Below are 15,821 nucleotides of genomic sequence, written 5' to 3' on the forward strand. Positions count from 1 at the left end.
CCACATCTGTCCTGTGGGATCAACACTACTTCTTTCTTTCATTCATGAGTATTTCCCAATTGCAATAGGCATTCACCCTTTTTTTCATTTCTGCATAGCCTACATCAGAACAGCACCAAGGAGGGGAAAAAGATGAAGCGACTGATCTCCCTGGGTCTGGCAACCGCCCTGGGGCTAATGGCAATCCTTGCAGGCTGCTCCAACAGCAGCGATCAAGTGCGCATCGGTGAAGTGACGCGCTCACTCTTTTACGCACCACAATATGTAGCGCTGGAGAAAGGTTTTTTTGCAGAAGAAGGTCTGGATGTGGAACTGACTACTACCTGGGGCGGAGACAAAACAATGACCGCTCTCTTGTCAGACGGAATTGACGTTGCCCTGGTCGGCTCAGAAACAAGTATCTACGTCGCCCAACAAGGAGCCGAAGATCCGGTTATCAACTTCGCCCAACTGACGCAGACCGACGGAACCTTCCTGGTCTCTCGCAATCCAATCCCGTCTTTTTCATGGGATATGCTAAAGGGAACCGTATTTCTTGGCCAGCGAAAAGGCGGCATGCCGCAGATGGTCGGAGAGTTTGTTTTGAAAAAGCACCAGATCGACCCACATCAAGATTTGGAGTTGATCCAAAACGTGGAATTCCAGAACATCGCCTCGGCTTTTTCTTCCGGTACGGGCGAGTTTGTACAGTTGTTTGAGCCAACGGCCTCACAGTTTGAACGGGAGGGGATCGGCCACGTGATTGCATCGTTTGGGAAAGAGAGCGGAAAAGTTCCCTATACCGTATTTATGGCAAAACAAAGCTATATCGAGAAAAATCAAGAAATCATACAGAAGTTCACTCGTGCCGTCTACAAGGCGCAGCAGTGGGTAGAATCCCATTCCGTCCAGGAGATTGCCCAGGTCATCACCCCCTACTTCCAAGAGATTGATCCGGACATTCTGGAAAACTCGATAGCACGCTACAAGGAACAGGGTTCTTACGCAGCCGATCCCATTCTGGATGAAGAAGAATGGAACAATTTGCAAGATATCATGCAAGAAGCAGGCGAACTTCAGCAGCGGGCTGATTACGCGAAACTGGTTGATACTTCCTTTGCAAAAGCAGCCATCGAGGGGAACTGACCGATGAGCCAACTTCCTGCTACGCCTGCCAAGATCCAACTGCGTCATGTCACCCATCTCTATGTCACACCGACAAACGCTTTTACGGCCGTCAAAGGGATCGACTTGCAAGTAGAGGAAGGAGAATTTATCTGTTTGGTCGGCCCCAGCGGCTGCGGAAAGACGACACTGCTCTCGCTGATCGCCGGTCTGGAGAAGCCGACAGCCGGTCATGTGTTGATCGACGGCGAGCAGGTGACCGGTCCTACAAACAAAGTAGGATACATGCTGCAGCAAGATTACCTGTTCAACTGGCGAACGATTCAAGACAATGTGTTTCTCGGACTGGAGATTCAGCGCATTCGCAATAAAGAGAACGAGCAATACGCCCTTCACCTCCTCGATGAGATGGGGCTGGCTGACGTTCGACTGGCATATCCTCATCAGCTTTCCGGCGGAATGCGTCAGCGCGTCGCACTCGTTCGCACGCTCGCCTGTCAACCAGACATCCTGCTGCTGGATGAACCGTTTTCCGCTCTGGATTATCAAACCAAGCTCAAACTGGAAGATCTGGTGGTTGAGATGCTGCGCCGCTATCACAATAAAACGGCGATTCTCGTCACCCATGATCTTTCGGAAGCAGTGGCGATGGGCGATCGCCTGTACATCCTGGAGCGAAATCCGGGGAAGATCCGTGCAGAGGTAAAGATACCCGACCAAATCCGCGAACCACTGCCGTTTCAAGCACGTAACCAGGAAGGATTCAACGCGCTGTTTAAACGAGTCTGGATGGAAATGGAGAGGAACGCCGATGCTGACGATTAATCCTGATCAGATCCACCGCGAGTACCTCAAAAGACGGTCCAGACAGCGCCAGATCGTGCTAGCCAGCCAACTGGGATTATTCCTCCTCTTCCTGGGAGCCTGGGAATGGGCCGCACGTACCGGGATGATCAACGTACTGCTGTTTAGTCATCCTACAAAAATTGCGGAGCTCTTTGTACAAAAAGTGTTGGATGGCAGTCTGCTGCCTCACGTCAGCACCACGGTTGTCGAGACGATCATCGGCTTTATACTGGGGACACTGCTAGGAACGCTGATCGCCACGCTGATCTGGTGGTCTCCGTTTCTCTCCAATGTGCTGGAGCCATACCTGGTCATTGCGAACAGCATGCCAAAGGTTGCCCTTGGGCCGCTGTTTATCGTCGGTCTCGGGCCAGGAGCCCTTTCGATCATCGCAATGGCTTGTGCGGTTTCTGTCATCATCACCACGATCGTCGTCTACACCAGCTTTAGAGAGGTTGACCGCAACTATATTAAAGTAGTGCAAACCTTTGGCGCAGGGAAGCAGCAAATTTTTACGCTGGTCATTCTGCCCGCAACCATTCCGACCATCGTATCTACCTTAAAAGTAAATGTCGGTCTATCCTGGATCGGGGTCATTGTCGGGGAATTCCTCGTCTCCAAGGAGGGACTGGGCTACCTCATCGTCTACGGTTTCCAAGTATTTAATTTTACCCTGGTTATGGTAAGCTTGGCTGTCATCGCCGTCGTGGCAACTGTGATGTACCAGTTGGTTGCCATTCTGGAGCGCAAGCTTACCAGCCAGTTTAAATAGATGCGGGGAGATGCCTTCCCCAGTGGCCGCATCAGACCCAGCTCACGCTGACCAGGTGCGGCCCACCTAAAAAGGTCACGCCAGTCTATCGGCGTGACCTTTATCCATTGCTGCCTATTTCCACCGCTTCCACCACGGTTTTTTCTCGGAATCCGCCTGCTGCGGCTGCTCCATCTCACTTGGCTCAGCGTTCCCAGCAGTCAACTGTGCCAGGTGCTTCTCTACCGCGGGACGGTACTCTTCCCGCACATGCGGCTCCATCGCTTCTAACACCTCTGCTGCCCGCTCCTTCTGCTCCGTGACGATCAGTGCATTCGCGTAGTTAAATCCGGCAAACGGGAATTGAAAGGTAGGCTGCCAATACTGCTCCGCAATCTGGATCAACTGGTAGACGTACTGGGCTTGCCCCAGTTCGCCCGTCACTTTCATCACAACGTCTTCCATCTGTCCGGAACGCTCAATCGCCTGACGGTAAAACTCCATCGCCTTGTGCAGATTGCCATCCTGCAGAAAGAGCCGACCCAGGATCAGCTGCGGCCGCCATGCCCCCTCGCGTTCAGCTAATACCTTAAGCCGCTGCAGCAGTTCGTCTCTCCTGTTGCTTTCTTGAAAGTGGGAAACATACCAATCAAGTCCGTTTTCCTGATTCGGCTCCTTCATCAAGCCTGCTTCCAGTGTTTCAAACGCCTTCTCGCCTGCTCCCTCATAAGCGTATATTTTGGCGAGATTAGTATACGAGGTTCCGGAAGCAGGAAAGCGCTCGATGCAGGTGCTCAGCAGTTCCTTGGCCCGCTGGAATTCCCCTGCCTGCATATGAACGACTGCGCGGAAGACAAGCGCACCCTCAATCGGTCCGTACAGTTCCAGCAGCCGATCAGCTGCCTGGGCCGCTTCTGTGGTAAATTTGTCCTGGACCAACTGCATGGCAAACTGACGCAATGCCTCCTTGTCATCCCAATACTGGTGAAGCTGATGGGGAATCACGTTTTTCTGGTATTCTTCACGCGAGATCTGAACCTTTTCTCCATGCTCGTTTGTAAACTCTATATACTCCGACATTCGAATCCTCTCTTTCCGTTCCAACCTACAGCCTACGCTATTCTTTTCGCGGACAAGCGGGAAATCCCTGCTCTGTGCAGGGGTACAGGGAAAAACGGTTTCCAGTTACGGAAACCGCCTTTATTAGATCCAGGCTTTTATGTTTACTTTGCGGATAAATTCCTCTGCTGTCTCCTTCACGGCAGCATCGCCATCTTTGGATGCCGGTTCATCAATGCCCATGATCTGCCGGAAAAGGGCCTCATTGCGAGTTGCCAACGCATGATCAAGCAACGACTCACGCTGAACTCTCTCCGCTTCCCTCCTCAGCAGCTCCTCTTCCAAAGCCATGTCAGCCTCAACAAGAGGATATTGTTTATCTGTTTTCGGAACGCGGACAATCCACTCAAACGCGCTGTCCGGATTCCGATCGCGACCGATGATGTAAGCGTGTTCGCCTATGGGCAAACCCTGCTCAAAGGAGTCGGCAACGATCACAACGCGTTGTCCAAGTTTGAACATGTGCGCCATCCTCCTTTCTTGACTTTACATACGCTCTTGTTTTTATGATACTTTATAAGGAAGCCCGTGGGAAGTGGAAAATACCAAAGCTTCCCATCAGAGTGCAAATACCTAGATGTCAAAACCAGGCAGAACGAAAAGTTGAGGTGCTGACGACAATGTCGATATGGTTTTCATGGTTTATTATGTTCTGGATGTTCGTGTTACTGGGGCTAGTCGCCATAGGCGGTTACTTCATGTTTCGCAAGTTTCTCAAATCGATGCCAAAAGCAGACGGCAAGTCTGATCTCGATTGGCAAGATTATTATATCGATCAGACCCGCACCTTGTGGACCGAAGAAGGCCTAGCTTTCCTGAATGAACTGGTTGAACCGGTACCGCAGTTGTTCCGGGACGTCGCTCGCCGCAGCATTGCCGCCAAGATCGGAGAACTGGCTCTGCATGAAAAGGCAGATCAGATTACACAAGATCTTATCATAAAAGGGTATATCATCGCTACTCCCAAACGCGACCACAAGTGGCTGATCTCCCATCTGCAGGAAAAGCAGATCGACTATTCCGCCTATGAAAAACTGCTCAAGGCGTAAACGTGCTGATATCTCACTCGGGCGCTTCCTCGTTGACGGCGCGTCCTAATCGGCACAAAAATAATGAAACCATCTCCATTCTTGAACGTAGAGAATAGGAGACTTCCTCTAAAGGAGACGATAACGATGATGACAGCTTTCTTTACGATCTTGATAATTGGGTTTCTGATCTTGGTTGCAATCATTGCGATTGCTGGACTGATTCTCAAAAAGGGTGTGAAGTTCCTGAAATACTCTGGCCGTCGCCGTTTCAGCAGCAGCGATTACAAGTTCCGCCGTGGCGGTCCCGGCCACCATCACTACGGACACAAACACTACCGTCATAAATATACCAGCCACAGCGGTTTTTTCAGCAGTTGATCACCAAAAAAACTGCCCTGTACTTTAAGGGGCAGTTTTTTGTTGGACATTACCCACTCGCAGTCGATGCTGGGGACATACCTATGCCGGCTCTCTTTCTCTGTTCTTCCTCAATCCAAGCAGAAGTACACCTGCTATCATTACTATGCTGAACCCATATCTGAGCAGTGGATAGTCGATGAAAAAGGAATGGATAAACGGTTCGTCGATGATCATCTTGGACGCTGTCCATGCGAGGACGCCAGCCCCTACATAGAGAATGATCGGATATTGCTTTACCCATCTCAGGATCAGCGTACTGCCCCAGATCACGATTGGCACACTGATCAGCAGCCCAAGCACCACTAGCAGAAAGTCTCCGTGGGCGGCGCCGGCGACGGCCAATACATTGTCCAGCCCCATCACGGTATCGGCGACGAGGATTGTCCTGACCGCTGCCCATAGACTTGTTCCCGATTGGAGGTCCCCGTGATCTTTTTCTTCGACAAGAAGTTTATAAGCAATCCAGATCAGCAATACCCCGCCCACAAGGAGAAGTCCGGGTATGCGCAACAGCCAGAGAGCAATGAATGTCAGCAGGGCGCGAATCACGATCGCACCCGCTGTCCCCCAAAAAATCACCTTTTTTTGCTGTTCTTTCGGTACGTTTCTGGCCGATAGTCCAATCACGATTGCATTGTCTCCCGCCAGGACCAGGTCAATCACAATGATCGAAAGCAGTGCGGTCCAGAACTCTGGCGTAACATTGATCATGAATCATCACCCGCCCGTCCACTTTTGCTGTACCTCCGTTATTTTCCCTAGGACGACGGGCAATATTCATTCGGAGCAGTTGACGCCAAAAGGGGTCGCAAGCTCAGCTCTAGATTCCGCATCCTTTCCGCGCCCCTATGATTTATAATGGCCATTAAGCAGCCAATACCGATGACAGACGCAGACAACCACCCTTGCTCGGGTTCAGCAAGGGTGGTTGTCTGTCATCAGATGCTAAACAAACCTGCATGGAGGAACACTGTGATACGCTCCATTTCAATACGGTTTCACACTAGCTGCTCCGTTTTTAGGACCGACTGCTTCACAGGCTATATTGCCAAGGGGCAGTTTTTTTATTCGGTGGTATCTGCTGGCCGTATTGATGATAGCAGGTCCTGCAGGCGATCAAAGTTTTGTTCATTTGCTTTGGTAACGAATTCCCTGACCTTTTCGCATTCGGCCGCCGAGGCAAAGAGCATGCGCCACGTGAGTTCGGTCTTGTCCTCAAGCTCGACAAAGATTATCGTTAGCAAGAACTCATGGTCCGGATCTAGGTGACGGAGGATGATCCGTTCAGGTTCCACAATCTCGACAAAAATGCTCTTGTTTTCATAGTCAACGCCGCCAGGTCCATGCATCGTATAGTGCCAGACGCCATCCGGCTTCATCTCGAATTGATGAAACGTGTTCGTAAAGTTTTTCGGCCCCCACCATTGCGCAAGCAGATCGGGCTTGCTGCATGCTTTGAATAGCAACGCTCGCGGAGTATGAAAAATGCGTGTGTTGACGATCTCGCCGTCTGCGACCGCTTCAACAGAGGAAGGAGTGGTGCTTGCATCCTCGAATGTCATGGCAAAGCCTCCTAATCTGATTGGCTTTTTAAAACTCGTTGCGCAGCGCTTCCCCCAGCTTATCCAGCATGAGTTTTGTCCCATGCTCACGAACGGCTGGCGTATCGTGTCCGTCGAGAAAGGCACCCTGTTCGGTGAAAACAAGTTGAGTTCCGGTTCCATGTGGATGGAATTCTACGGTTACCACTGATACCGATATCCGCGTTTCCCCCAGGTCCATTGTGTAAGAATAAACAATGCGCTGATTAGGGACTATTTCCTGATACTGGGCCTCAAAAGTGAAGATCGGGCCTTCCGGGGGGCCACCCTGATTTGTCTCACGTCCGCCAACTCGAAAGTCAAAATGATCTGCTTCCGCAAACCAACGAGACTTTCGTAGGGGATCGGCCTAGGCAGCGAACACCTGTGATGGCAAGACGTCATAGTTTCTTTCGATAACAAAAGTGTCATGGGTAACAAATCGCTTTTCCATACTGTTATTCCTCTCCTAGGTTTGGTTTCTCTAGATAGTTGGCGAGAAAGTCTGCAAGCTGGTCAAAATGGGCGTTCCATTCTCGCCTGTCGTTCAGCAAAATAGTTTTCGTGGCTTTTTTTCATCATTCGCAATAATCGGGTAAAATTTTCAACCGTCAATGGTTGTTCCATTTTCATAATTCTCAATGCATTTTGCAATTCTTTCAAAAGGATCTGTTCAGCACTGATGTTTTGTTTAAGCCTATCAATTTGAAGTGATATGACATCGATCGGGTTGTATTGTTCATCCGCGAGAATCGATTTAATCTCCTCCAGAGATAATCCCAAGTCCTTCAAGGCCAAGATTTGTTGCAATTTCGAAATGTCAGCTTCGTGATACAGCCTGTACCCGGAATCAGAATATCCGGACGGAGAAAACAAGCCGATCTGGTCGTAGTATCGTAAAGTCCGAATGGTTAGTCCTGTTATCTTTGCAAGTTCTCCAACCTTCCAGTTTTTATTGCTTGTAATGATCATCTCCTCGTTTCGCGCGATTATTTACCGGTGATTGTATGATATAGCATGACGTCACGTTAGGCTCAAGAAAAAAGAAAACTTTTTATTGCATACGGTGGGTTTGGATCTCAAGAAACCACGCTGTGCGTCAAAAGAACAACTCATTTCCCCGATACCCCGCCTGAAACCAGAAAGGCCATCACATCTGCACTGTCCGCTTCAAGCTGCTCCACCTGTTCACAGGGCACAATCAGCAGATTTCCGGCAAAGTTGTACGATTGGGGCAGGTATACGGCAACGTGATCGCGCAGCCCAAACGTTTCCAGCGAGTCGCGCGTGATAAAGCCGATCACTTTTACTTGACTGTCTGCACTAAGTCGCACCAACACCGGTTGGTCAAAGCTTTTTTTCTCCCCTACAAAAGCGCCAATCAGATCTTTGAGCGAGTTGTACAGCAGTTTCACCAGCGGTACACGGGTAAACAAACGTTCCACCAGCGTAAGTGCGCTTTTCGTCAGCGCTCCTGATGCGAGAAAGCCGATTGCCGTAATAACCACGATAGTCACGGCGAAACCCAAACCCGGTACGGTAAATCCCAGCCAACTGTCAACAGTGATAAATACCTGGTACAGCACAAAGATCGTAACAGCCAGAGGCACGGAATACAAAAGTCCCTCCAGAAAATACCTTGCCAAACGTCTCATACCGTTTCCCTCCTCCTATCAGCGATTGTACTGGCCTTCTTCGGGAATGAAAAGAGTTCACAGACACATCTGCGAAAAAGTGTGTTACGCTAAGAAGGATTGGGGTCACCCAGAGGAGGAAAGCACATGAAAAAGCAGGTTCTGCTCACACATGGCCATTACGAAATCTATGCCTGTGACGGAGATTCACTCTATCTGCACAGCGAGCATGCCCAAGTGGTAGCGGTCATCTGTCTCTATCGGGGCAAAGTCACCATTGTGAAGCAGTATCGAAGGCTGATGAGCAAAAATACATACGAACTTCCCGGAGGTGCCGTAGAACCCGGCGAGACGCTGGAGGCAGCGGCTCGCCGTGAATTGTTGGAAGAGACTGGATTGGCTTGTGATGAGGTGAAACCGTTAGGCACCATTCAATCTTTGGCTTGGCTGACCAATCGGAAGCTGCACATCTTCTTTACCGACAGCATCATCGCAGAACAGCCGCAATCACTCGACACCGATGAAGAGATCGAGGTACGGTACTACGAGGTAGACGAGGTTTTTCGATTGATCGCAGAGGGAGAATGGCCGGATAGTGAGATTGCCCACAGCATGCTGCTGGCCCGCTTGAAAGGTTACCTATGATGGGCTCATGCCTGCTGAGGCAGTATTGGGAACATTCTGTTATGATGAAGAGAGGTACTGTTTACGAAGCTACTATAAAGGCAAGTGAGGGAGGGATCTATCATGGAAACCAACACGAATCGACAGATCGTTTCCACAGACTGGTTGGCAGAACATCTGAGTAATCCCGATGTAGCAGTCATTGACTGCCGGTTTGTCTTGGGCAAGCCTGGCGCAGGGCTGCAAGCGTACACCGCTTCCCATATTCCCGGCGCACTCTACTTCGACCTGGAGCACGATCTGTCCGGACCGAAATCAGCGGACGGACACGGCGGCCGTCATCCGCTGCCTGACACCGCATCGCTGTCGCGGCTCTTTTCTAGTGCCGGCATTGATGAAACGGTAACGGTTGTGGCCTATGATGATCAGGATCTGGCCATGGCTTCACGCCTGTGGCGGCTGCTCCGTTACATGGGGCATGACCGAGTAGTCGTATTGGACGGTGGCTGGCAGGCCTGGCAGCGAAAAGAGTATCCCGTAACGTCTGAGATCACGACAAGACCTGCCCGCCGATTTACGGCCAGTCCGCGCCCCGAAATGCTGGCTACTGTCGAGGATGTCAAGCACCGAAGTGAGCAGGCAGCACTTATTGATTCACGGGCAAAAGAACGCTACAGCGGTCAGCAGGAGACTATCGATCGCAAAGCGGGGCACATCCCAGGTGCACTGCACTACTTCTTCAAAGAAAATCTGACTGCAGACGGAACGTTGCGCTCCACACCTGAATTGCGTGAGCGGTTTACCCCTCTCGCCAATCAGCAGGAGTTGATCATCTACTGCGGCTCCGGGGTGACTGCCTGTGTCAATCTGCTCGCCCTGCATCAGATCGGACGACCTGATGCCAGACTATACCTCGGCAGTTGGAGTGACTGGTGTTCGTATGACAACCCGGTGGCAACCGGCGACCAACCATAGAAGTCAAATCGCCTGACTACCCATCGAATAGCCAGCCCCTCTATGGAGTGCCGTCTTTGTCTTCTCCTCCTGCCGATCGATGTACCACCTGCCACCATTCATTCTCGTCTGTGCTGCCATATCTACTGATCTCAAGGAGGAGTATAGATGAAGCGGTTTTTCAAGCTTCTTTTCTGGTTTGGCTATCAAGAGGCCTTATCCTGTTTGTTTCCTGCCTTTATCTTCCTGTCCCTGGCCATCTCCCAACTGATCACCATCCCGGGGCTGCCTCGCTATGACCTTCTGCTGCTGCTCTGCATCGGGATGCAGGTCTACATGGTCAAAAGCGGGCTGGAGACACGTGACGAGTTGAAGGTGATCACCCTGTTCCACTTGATCGGTCTTGGTCTGGAGATTTTCAAGGTGCACATGGGGTCGTGGTCGTATCCAGAGGCAGCCTACAGCAAGCTGTTTGGGCGTCCCGCTCTACAGCGGCTTTATGTACGCCAGCGTCGCCAGCTACCTCTGTCAGGCCTAGCGGAGGCTTGACGTGGCCATTCTCCGTTGGCCTGTCGCGACGTTCACCGTTCCGCTGGGAGCGGCCATTTACCTCAACTTTTTTACTCATCACTTCATTTGGGATATTCGCTGGTTGTTGATCCTGCTGATGTTCGTGGTCTTTTGGCGGTCGCATGTCCTCTTTTCGGTGGCCGGTCAACGCTTTTCGATGCCGCTCTCGCTCTCCTTTTTCCTCATCGGCTTTTTTGTCTGGATTGCGGAGAACATCGCCACTTTTCTCGGTGCCTGGCAGTATCCCAACCAACGCAGCGGCTGGGATCTGGTGCACGCGAGTAAAATCAGTTCGTGGTTTTTGCTGATCATCGTCAGTTTTATCATTGTGGCTCAGCTCAAGCACGTAAAAGCCCATTTGCAGCGAGACCCTGCCACACCTCCCACTCATAAGGTCTGATTCCCTGACCAGGGTGAGCCAAAGGGGTAGATCGCTCTTACTTAGGGTCTGCTGAACAGATTAAAAATCCAGTAACCACAAGGGTTTTGTCTCGTTTTTATCGAATTCATGTGCAAGGAAATCAACTATTTTCCCTCAAATTCCTTGCACATGGAGCGTATCTAGATGTACGAATTCGTCTCTTATCGTGAAAACCAATTGGTTCTTCCTGATGATTTTTTCCTGCCGTTTGGCGGCAAGTTGAATAAAGAAAATCGCTGGGTTAAGCTGGCTGGGTGGGTTCCTTGGGCGTATGCGGAAGAAAAGTACGCCTAGTCTTTCCGTGACACGTTTCGTGGCCAAAAGGCCGTTTCGATTCGCGTTGCTCTTGGTGCGCTCATCATTCAGGAACGCTTGCAATTGTCGGATCGGGAAACGGTTCAGCAGATCGTAGAAAACCCGTATCTGCAATATTTCATTGGGTTGGAAGGCTATCAGGATCATCCGCCGTTCCATCCGTCGCTCATGACGCATTTTCGCAAGCGTCTGGGCGAGCAAGTGCTTTGTGAAATCAACGAGATCATCGCAGTCGAAGCTGCTAAAACGTCCCAAGATACTGACCGTGACGATGAACCGAAATCCGGTACAAAACCGAAAGGCAAACGTACGGCGAAGCGTCAGTCAGGATCCGAAGAAGATCAGAATCAGGGCGTCTTGCTACTGGATGCTACATGTGCTCCGGCGGATGTGGCGTACCCGACCGACTTGAACTTGCTGAACGAAGCGCGTGAGAAATTGGAGGGGGTCATCGACACGTTGCATGCTCCGTTGGTTGGCTATGCCCACAAGCCACGAACCTATCGGGAGAAGGCGCGAAAGGCGTTCCTGGCCGTGGCCAAACAACGGCGGGCGAGTGGCAAGGTGATTCGTCGTGCCATCCGCAAGCAACTTCAGTATGTTGCACGTAACCTTCGAATCATCGAAAACCTTGCCTTACGGCAGTCGTTGACGCTTTTGAGCCGGAAACAGTATCGTGACTTGCTTGTGATTCAGGAATTGTATCGACAACAGTGCCTCATGTTCGAGCGCAAGACGCATCAGATTGAAGATCGCATCAGTCAGCCACACGTTCGCCCGATGGTACGCGGTAAGGCGAAAGCTCGCGTAGAGTTTGGTGCCAAGGTATCCGTAAGCATGGTGAACGGCTATGCCATTCTGGAGCGCCAGTCGTGGGATAACTTCAACGAAGGTGTAACGTTAGTTGAAGTGGTTGAAGCACACAGGAGATGCTTTGGGTTTTACCCGAAGGCCGTACTGGCCGATCAGATTTACCGAACGCGGGAGAACCGGGCATTCTGCAAGGCACATGGCATTCGCCTGAGCGGCCCTGCGCTTGGTCGTCCAGCTCAAGGAGAAGCAGCCGCAGAACAACGGCGAGTCGAAAAGCAAGATGCGTGCGAACGCAATGCTATAGAAGGCAAATTCGGCGAGGGCAAGCGCAAGTATGGGCTTGGCCGTATTCGAGCACGCCTGCAAACGACGAGTGAAACCGTCATCGCCCTCCAACTGCTTGTAATGAACCTTGAACGTATGTTACGGGCTCTCTTTTTGCCGTTTTTCAGATTGTTGCGGGGCCTGTTTAAGCATCCCAAAACTGCCTAGCTATGAAACGTTCAGCAAACCCTAATTATCCACCCCAATCATCGGTAAAGATCTATGACCTATAATTTTGAAGTATAGCGTATGCCCTTTGTACATCATCTTTATGAACTTGTAGCCTTGTTGTTTGTTGTATTGTTGGTGCTTGCATCAACGATTTTCTCCAGTTTTTCGCGTGCTTCGTTGAGTAAATGCAAGTCCGTCGGATACGTGATGTCAGCAGGTTCACAAGTAGCATCCAGCAACAGCTTGCCCTTACGGGCAATGGGCGTGGTTTGTTTATCTGGAGGCATTGACGAGGAATCACCCGAGTCAGAGGAACCCTCCTGTGGCGGATCATGTTTATCCTTGTCACCTTGTTTGCGCTGTGCTTCTTCTTCCAAAATCCATTCGTTGATTTGACTGATGATATCTTCTCCGAGACGTTTACGGAAATGCGTCATGAGCGAATGATGAAAGGGCGGTTTATCCTGATAGCTTGGTAAACCGATGAAGTACTGATAATACGGGTTTTCTGTGATTTGTTGTACCGTTTCGCGGTCGTCTAGCTGCTGGCGCTCTTGAATGTACAAGGTGCCGAGGGCAACACGAACCGATTCGGCTTTTGACCGCGCATTGATTTTCTGAACGTCTTGGCATACTTCTCTTCTGCGCGCCACCATGGAATCATAGCAGCGAGCTGAACCCCGCGGTTCTCTTTATTCAATTTGCCGCCAAACGGCAAGAAAAAATCTTCAAACAGTTGTAATTGACTCTCAGGTCTATGGTACATGGCTTCTCTCTCCACGTGCACGAATTTTGGCAGGAAAACGATATTTTCCTTACACTTGAATTCGACCCAAGAAGCCTGAAACCCTTGTAAACCCTGGGAAAATTTAATGTTCAGCAACCCGAAATTAGTAGGTTGAGAGTTTAAAATAAATTTTATGGACTCCATAATAAGGGTTTGGATCAATCAGATCATAACGAATCTTTGGTTTACTCAGTTGGTTTGCCGGTTTAAATCCGGCTTTTTTCTCATTGCTACCGTAGATAAAACACATTAGTCTACCGTGAGCATACTTGGCTTAGTCTTAACTCAGTATATTACCTCCATCCACATTTAATGTTTGTCCTGTTATGTAGTCAGAGTCTGGTCCCGCAAGAAAAGATACAACATTAGCTACATCTTCAGGCTGTTCAATTCTTCCTAAAGGAATAGACCTAACTGCACGGCGCTTAGGTTCTCCAACAGGTAAATTAAGTAATTTCGCAAACTTTTTATCTACTTGTGTCCAAAAGTCAGTGTCTACTACACCTGGAGCAATAGCATTGACATTAATATTGTAAGGCGCAAGGGCAAGTGCTGCTGACTGTGTTATACTGATAACGGCTGCTTTACTCATACAATATGACAAACAGAACGCATCTCCACGCCGCCCTGCCTGTGATGCGATGTTAATGATCTTGCCGCTGCCTTGCTTCACCATGTACTCAGATGCTGCTTGCAAGGTGAAAAATAATCCCTTCACATTGACGGCAAAGTGAACATCCAACTCTTCTTCTGTTATGTCAAACAATGGGTTGAAGATCCCTACTCCTGCATTGTTTACTACTATGTCTATACTCCCCCAAGCGGACACCACATCAGCAATACTCTTCTTTATAGTACTTCGATCGCGAACATCAGCTTTTATGACTAGAACTTCACCTCCAATATTTTCTATTGCCTTGCCAACTTCCAGAGCAGTCCTTTCATTGACATCTAGTATGACCATTTTCGCTCCATCTCGGGCAAGTCGCAAACAAATTGCCTTTCCAATCCCTTGCCCACCACCAGTAACAATTGCTATCTTTCCATCTAATAAATTCTTCATATCTATCCCCTTGATAAATTTTTATAAGAGAAGAATAAATAGGAATATTTTATAATCTGGCCGAAAGAGAAGTCTTGGTGGTTTTCCTGGTAATTAAAAACCTAAAGACAAATATAAAAATTAATAACGTTGCAAATGACAAAAACATGAGAGGAACGTTCCAGATCAATAACAAAGTATATGCCATTAAACGTGGAGTTATAGTTAAGAAAGCTCCAATAGATGTAAGACGGCCAAGTAATTCCTCCGGCGCCACTTCTTGGAGTGCTTGGCGAGTTATTAAATCAAACCATGGTAGGCTGAGACCAATAAACATTGCAAGGGTCATGATTGAGGTTATATCAGATTGTATTAAAACCAATAACATCAAGACCGCTAATATTAATAAACTAAGGTATGCTAATAATCCACGATCTTTGACCCTATTTAAATAGTACCCTGACAAAATTGTCGCGATTATTACACCCAGGAATACAAGTGAATACACAATACTAAATTTCATAACATTGATTTGTATTGAATTATGAAGGAGTATGGGTAAGCTAACCCAGAAAAAACCTAAGGCAAAATTGGCCAGTGCCTCAGAAATAAATAGTCGTCCTGCCCACGGATTTTGACGGATCCATAGCCATGCATCCTTTAGTTTTGGGAGATTTTTGGAAGTAGTCTTAACCTGATGCGACAAACTTACAAAAAGTGTTACGATTGCAGCAACAGCAAAACTGAATGCGTTAAAACCGAATGAAAAGGCGGTCCCATAACTTTCAATGAGGAATGCACTAAATACTGGACCTATAAGACCAGTTAAAGAGTAAAGAAAAATCACCAGTGCGTTTGCAGATTCAAGATCTGAATTATTAGTTGACTTTGGAATTGCTGTAAAAAAAGCTGGTTCAATAGTTGAACCTATAATCCCAAAAAAAGCCGCAAAGAGTACAATGACACCGAAGTTAGTATAATCCCCAATTGACAAACCTGTAAAAATCCCCATCGCAGCTGCCATAACGAAATTAATCCAGAAAAAAACTGTTTTAGGGCTATATCTGTCAATAAAAGATCCAGATATTGGGCGGGTAATTGCAGAAGGGATGTCTTTAGCCAACTGAACCATTGCCATGGAGCCGACAGAACCAAAATTGGTGGCGATAAGCCAGTTCATTGCAATCTGAAAGGCATTATCACCAAGTGCGGAAATGCTTTGTCCAAGCCATAATAATCTAAAGTTCTTATGTTTTAGAGCTTGCCACATAAAAATATCGCCTCTCTTTATTAATTCCTAATTGGTCTTATCAAG

General features: G+C 48.9%; 15 protein-coding genes and 4 pseudogenes. 9 read left to right on the forward strand and 10 right to left on the reverse strand.

Annotated features, from left to right (window positions below):
- Positions 1-132 precede the first annotated feature (132 nt).
- Genes LOK74_RS11010 through LOK74_RS11020 form a run of 3 tightly spaced genes read left to right on the forward strand, consistent with a single transcriptional unit; the run spans position 133 to position 2,722 of the window.
- Entirely contained in the window at positions 133-1,125 is a 993-nt protein-coding gene (locus LOK74_RS11010; RefSeq protein ID WP_230046675.1) for an ABC transporter substrate-binding protein, read from the forward strand.
- A 3-nt stretch (positions 1,126-1,128) separates the two neighbouring features.
- A complete protein-coding gene (locus LOK74_RS11015; RefSeq protein ID WP_230046676.1) occupies positions 1,129-1,929 on the forward strand; it encodes an ABC transporter ATP-binding protein in 801 nt (266 codons plus the stop codon).
- Positions 1,916-2,722, forward strand: coding sequence for an ABC transporter permease (locus LOK74_RS11020; RefSeq protein ID WP_230046677.1), 807 nt, complete (start codon positions 1,916-1,918; stop codon positions 2,720-2,722). The genes LOK74_RS11015 and LOK74_RS11020 overlap by 14 nt, the downstream gene beginning before the upstream one ends.
- A gap of 114 nt (positions 2,723-2,836) precedes the next feature.
- On the opposite strand, the gene LOK74_RS11025 is transcribed toward LOK74_RS11020, so the two are convergent.
- Entirely contained in the window at positions 2,837-3,781 is a 945-nt protein-coding gene (locus LOK74_RS11025) for a tetratricopeptide repeat protein (protein ID WP_230046678.1), read from the reverse strand.
- Between the two features lie 123 nt (positions 3,782-3,904).
- The gene (locus LOK74_RS11030) at positions 3,905-4,282 is read right to left on the reverse strand and encodes an ATPase (protein ID WP_230046679.1); all 378 of its coding nucleotides are present in this window, start codon (positions 4,280-4,282) and stop codon (positions 3,905-3,907) included.
- Positions 4,283-4,440: 158 nt separating this feature from the next.
- Here LOK74_RS11030 and LOK74_RS11035 point away from each other — a divergent pair, with 158 nt between their 5' ends.
- Both LOK74_RS11035 and LOK74_RS11040 read left to right on the forward strand, forming a co-directional pair.
- Positions 4,441-4,869 carry a DUF2621 domain-containing protein gene (locus LOK74_RS11035; protein WP_230046680.1) on the forward strand — a complete coding sequence of 143 codons (429 nt, stop codon included), beginning with the start codon at positions 4,441-4,443 and terminating at the stop codon, positions 4,867-4,869.
- Between the two features lie 126 nt (positions 4,870-4,995).
- Entirely contained in the window at positions 4,996-5,229 is a 234-nt protein-coding gene (locus LOK74_RS11040) for a hypothetical protein (RefSeq protein WP_230046681.1), read from the forward strand.
- Between the two features lie 81 nt (positions 5,230-5,310).
- Here the strand turns inward: LOK74_RS11040 and LOK74_RS11045 are convergent, their stop codons facing one another.
- From LOK74_RS11045 to LOK74_RS11065, 5 genes and pseudogenes are all read right to left on the reverse strand, one after another.
- Positions 5,311-5,982, reverse strand: coding sequence for a TerC family protein (locus tag LOK74_RS11045; RefSeq protein WP_230046682.1), 672 nt, complete (start codon positions 5,980-5,982; stop codon positions 5,311-5,313).
- 353 nt (positions 5,983-6,335) lie between these two features.
- A complete protein-coding gene (locus LOK74_RS11050) occupies positions 6,336-6,833 on the reverse strand; it encodes an SRPBCC family protein (protein WP_230046683.1) in 498 nt (165 codons plus the stop codon).
- A gap of 28 nt (positions 6,834-6,861) precedes the next feature.
- Positions 6,862-7,305 (reverse strand): annotated as a pseudogene (locus LOK74_RS11055) (SRPBCC family protein).
- A 62-nt stretch (positions 7,306-7,367) separates the two neighbouring features.
- Positions 7,368-7,823: a MerR family transcriptional regulator gene (locus LOK74_RS11060; RefSeq protein ID WP_230046684.1), complete on the reverse strand. Its 456-nt coding sequence runs from the start codon at positions 7,821-7,823 to the stop codon at positions 7,368-7,370.
- A 140-nt stretch (positions 7,824-7,963) separates the two neighbouring features.
- Positions 7,964-8,506, reverse strand: a complete 543-nt coding sequence (locus LOK74_RS11065) for a DUF502 domain-containing protein (protein ID WP_230046685.1) — start codon at positions 8,504-8,506, stop codon at positions 7,964-7,966.
- 126 nt (positions 8,507-8,632) lie between these two features.
- Between LOK74_RS11065 and LOK74_RS11070 the strand changes: the two genes are divergently transcribed.
- From LOK74_RS11070 to LOK74_RS11085, 4 genes and pseudogenes are all read left to right on the forward strand, one after another.
- On the forward strand, positions 8,633-9,130 hold the full coding sequence (locus tag LOK74_RS11070; RefSeq protein ID WP_230046686.1) for an NUDIX hydrolase: 498 nt from the start codon (positions 8,633-8,635) through the stop codon (positions 9,128-9,130).
- 102 nt (positions 9,131-9,232) lie between these two features.
- A complete protein-coding gene (locus LOK74_RS11075) occupies positions 9,233-10,084 on the forward strand; it encodes a sulfurtransferase (RefSeq protein ID WP_230046687.1) in 852 nt (283 codons plus the stop codon).
- A 147-nt stretch (positions 10,085-10,231) separates the two neighbouring features.
- Positions 10,232-11,033, forward strand: a pseudogene (locus LOK74_RS11080) (DUF817 domain-containing protein).
- Between the two features lie 165 nt (positions 11,034-11,198).
- A pseudogene (locus LOK74_RS11085) lies at positions 11,199-12,674 on the forward strand (IS5 family transposase).
- 146 nt (positions 12,675-12,820) lie between these two features.
- Here LOK74_RS11085 and LOK74_RS11090 read toward each other — a convergent pair.
- The 3 genes and pseudogenes from LOK74_RS11090 to LOK74_RS11100 form a co-directional block, all read right to left on the reverse strand.
- Positions 12,821-13,443 (reverse strand): annotated as a pseudogene (locus LOK74_RS11090) (transposase); the annotation flags it as partial.
- 301 nt (positions 13,444-13,744) lie between these two features.
- Positions 13,745-14,527: a glucose 1-dehydrogenase gene (locus LOK74_RS11095; protein WP_230046688.1), complete on the reverse strand. Its 783-nt coding sequence runs from the start codon at positions 14,525-14,527 to the stop codon at positions 13,745-13,747.
- Positions 14,528-14,576: 49 nt separating this feature from the next.
- Positions 14,577-15,776: an MFS transporter gene (locus LOK74_RS11100; protein ID WP_230046689.1), complete on the reverse strand. Its 1,200-nt coding sequence runs from the start codon at positions 15,774-15,776 to the stop codon at positions 14,577-14,579.
- Positions 15,777-15,821 lie beyond the last annotated feature (45 nt).

Origin of the sequence: Brevibacillus humidisoli, from assembly GCF_020923435.1 — a bacterium.
Lineage (GTDB): Bacteria > Bacillota > Bacilli > Brevibacillales > Brevibacillaceae > Brevibacillus_E > Brevibacillus_E humidisoli.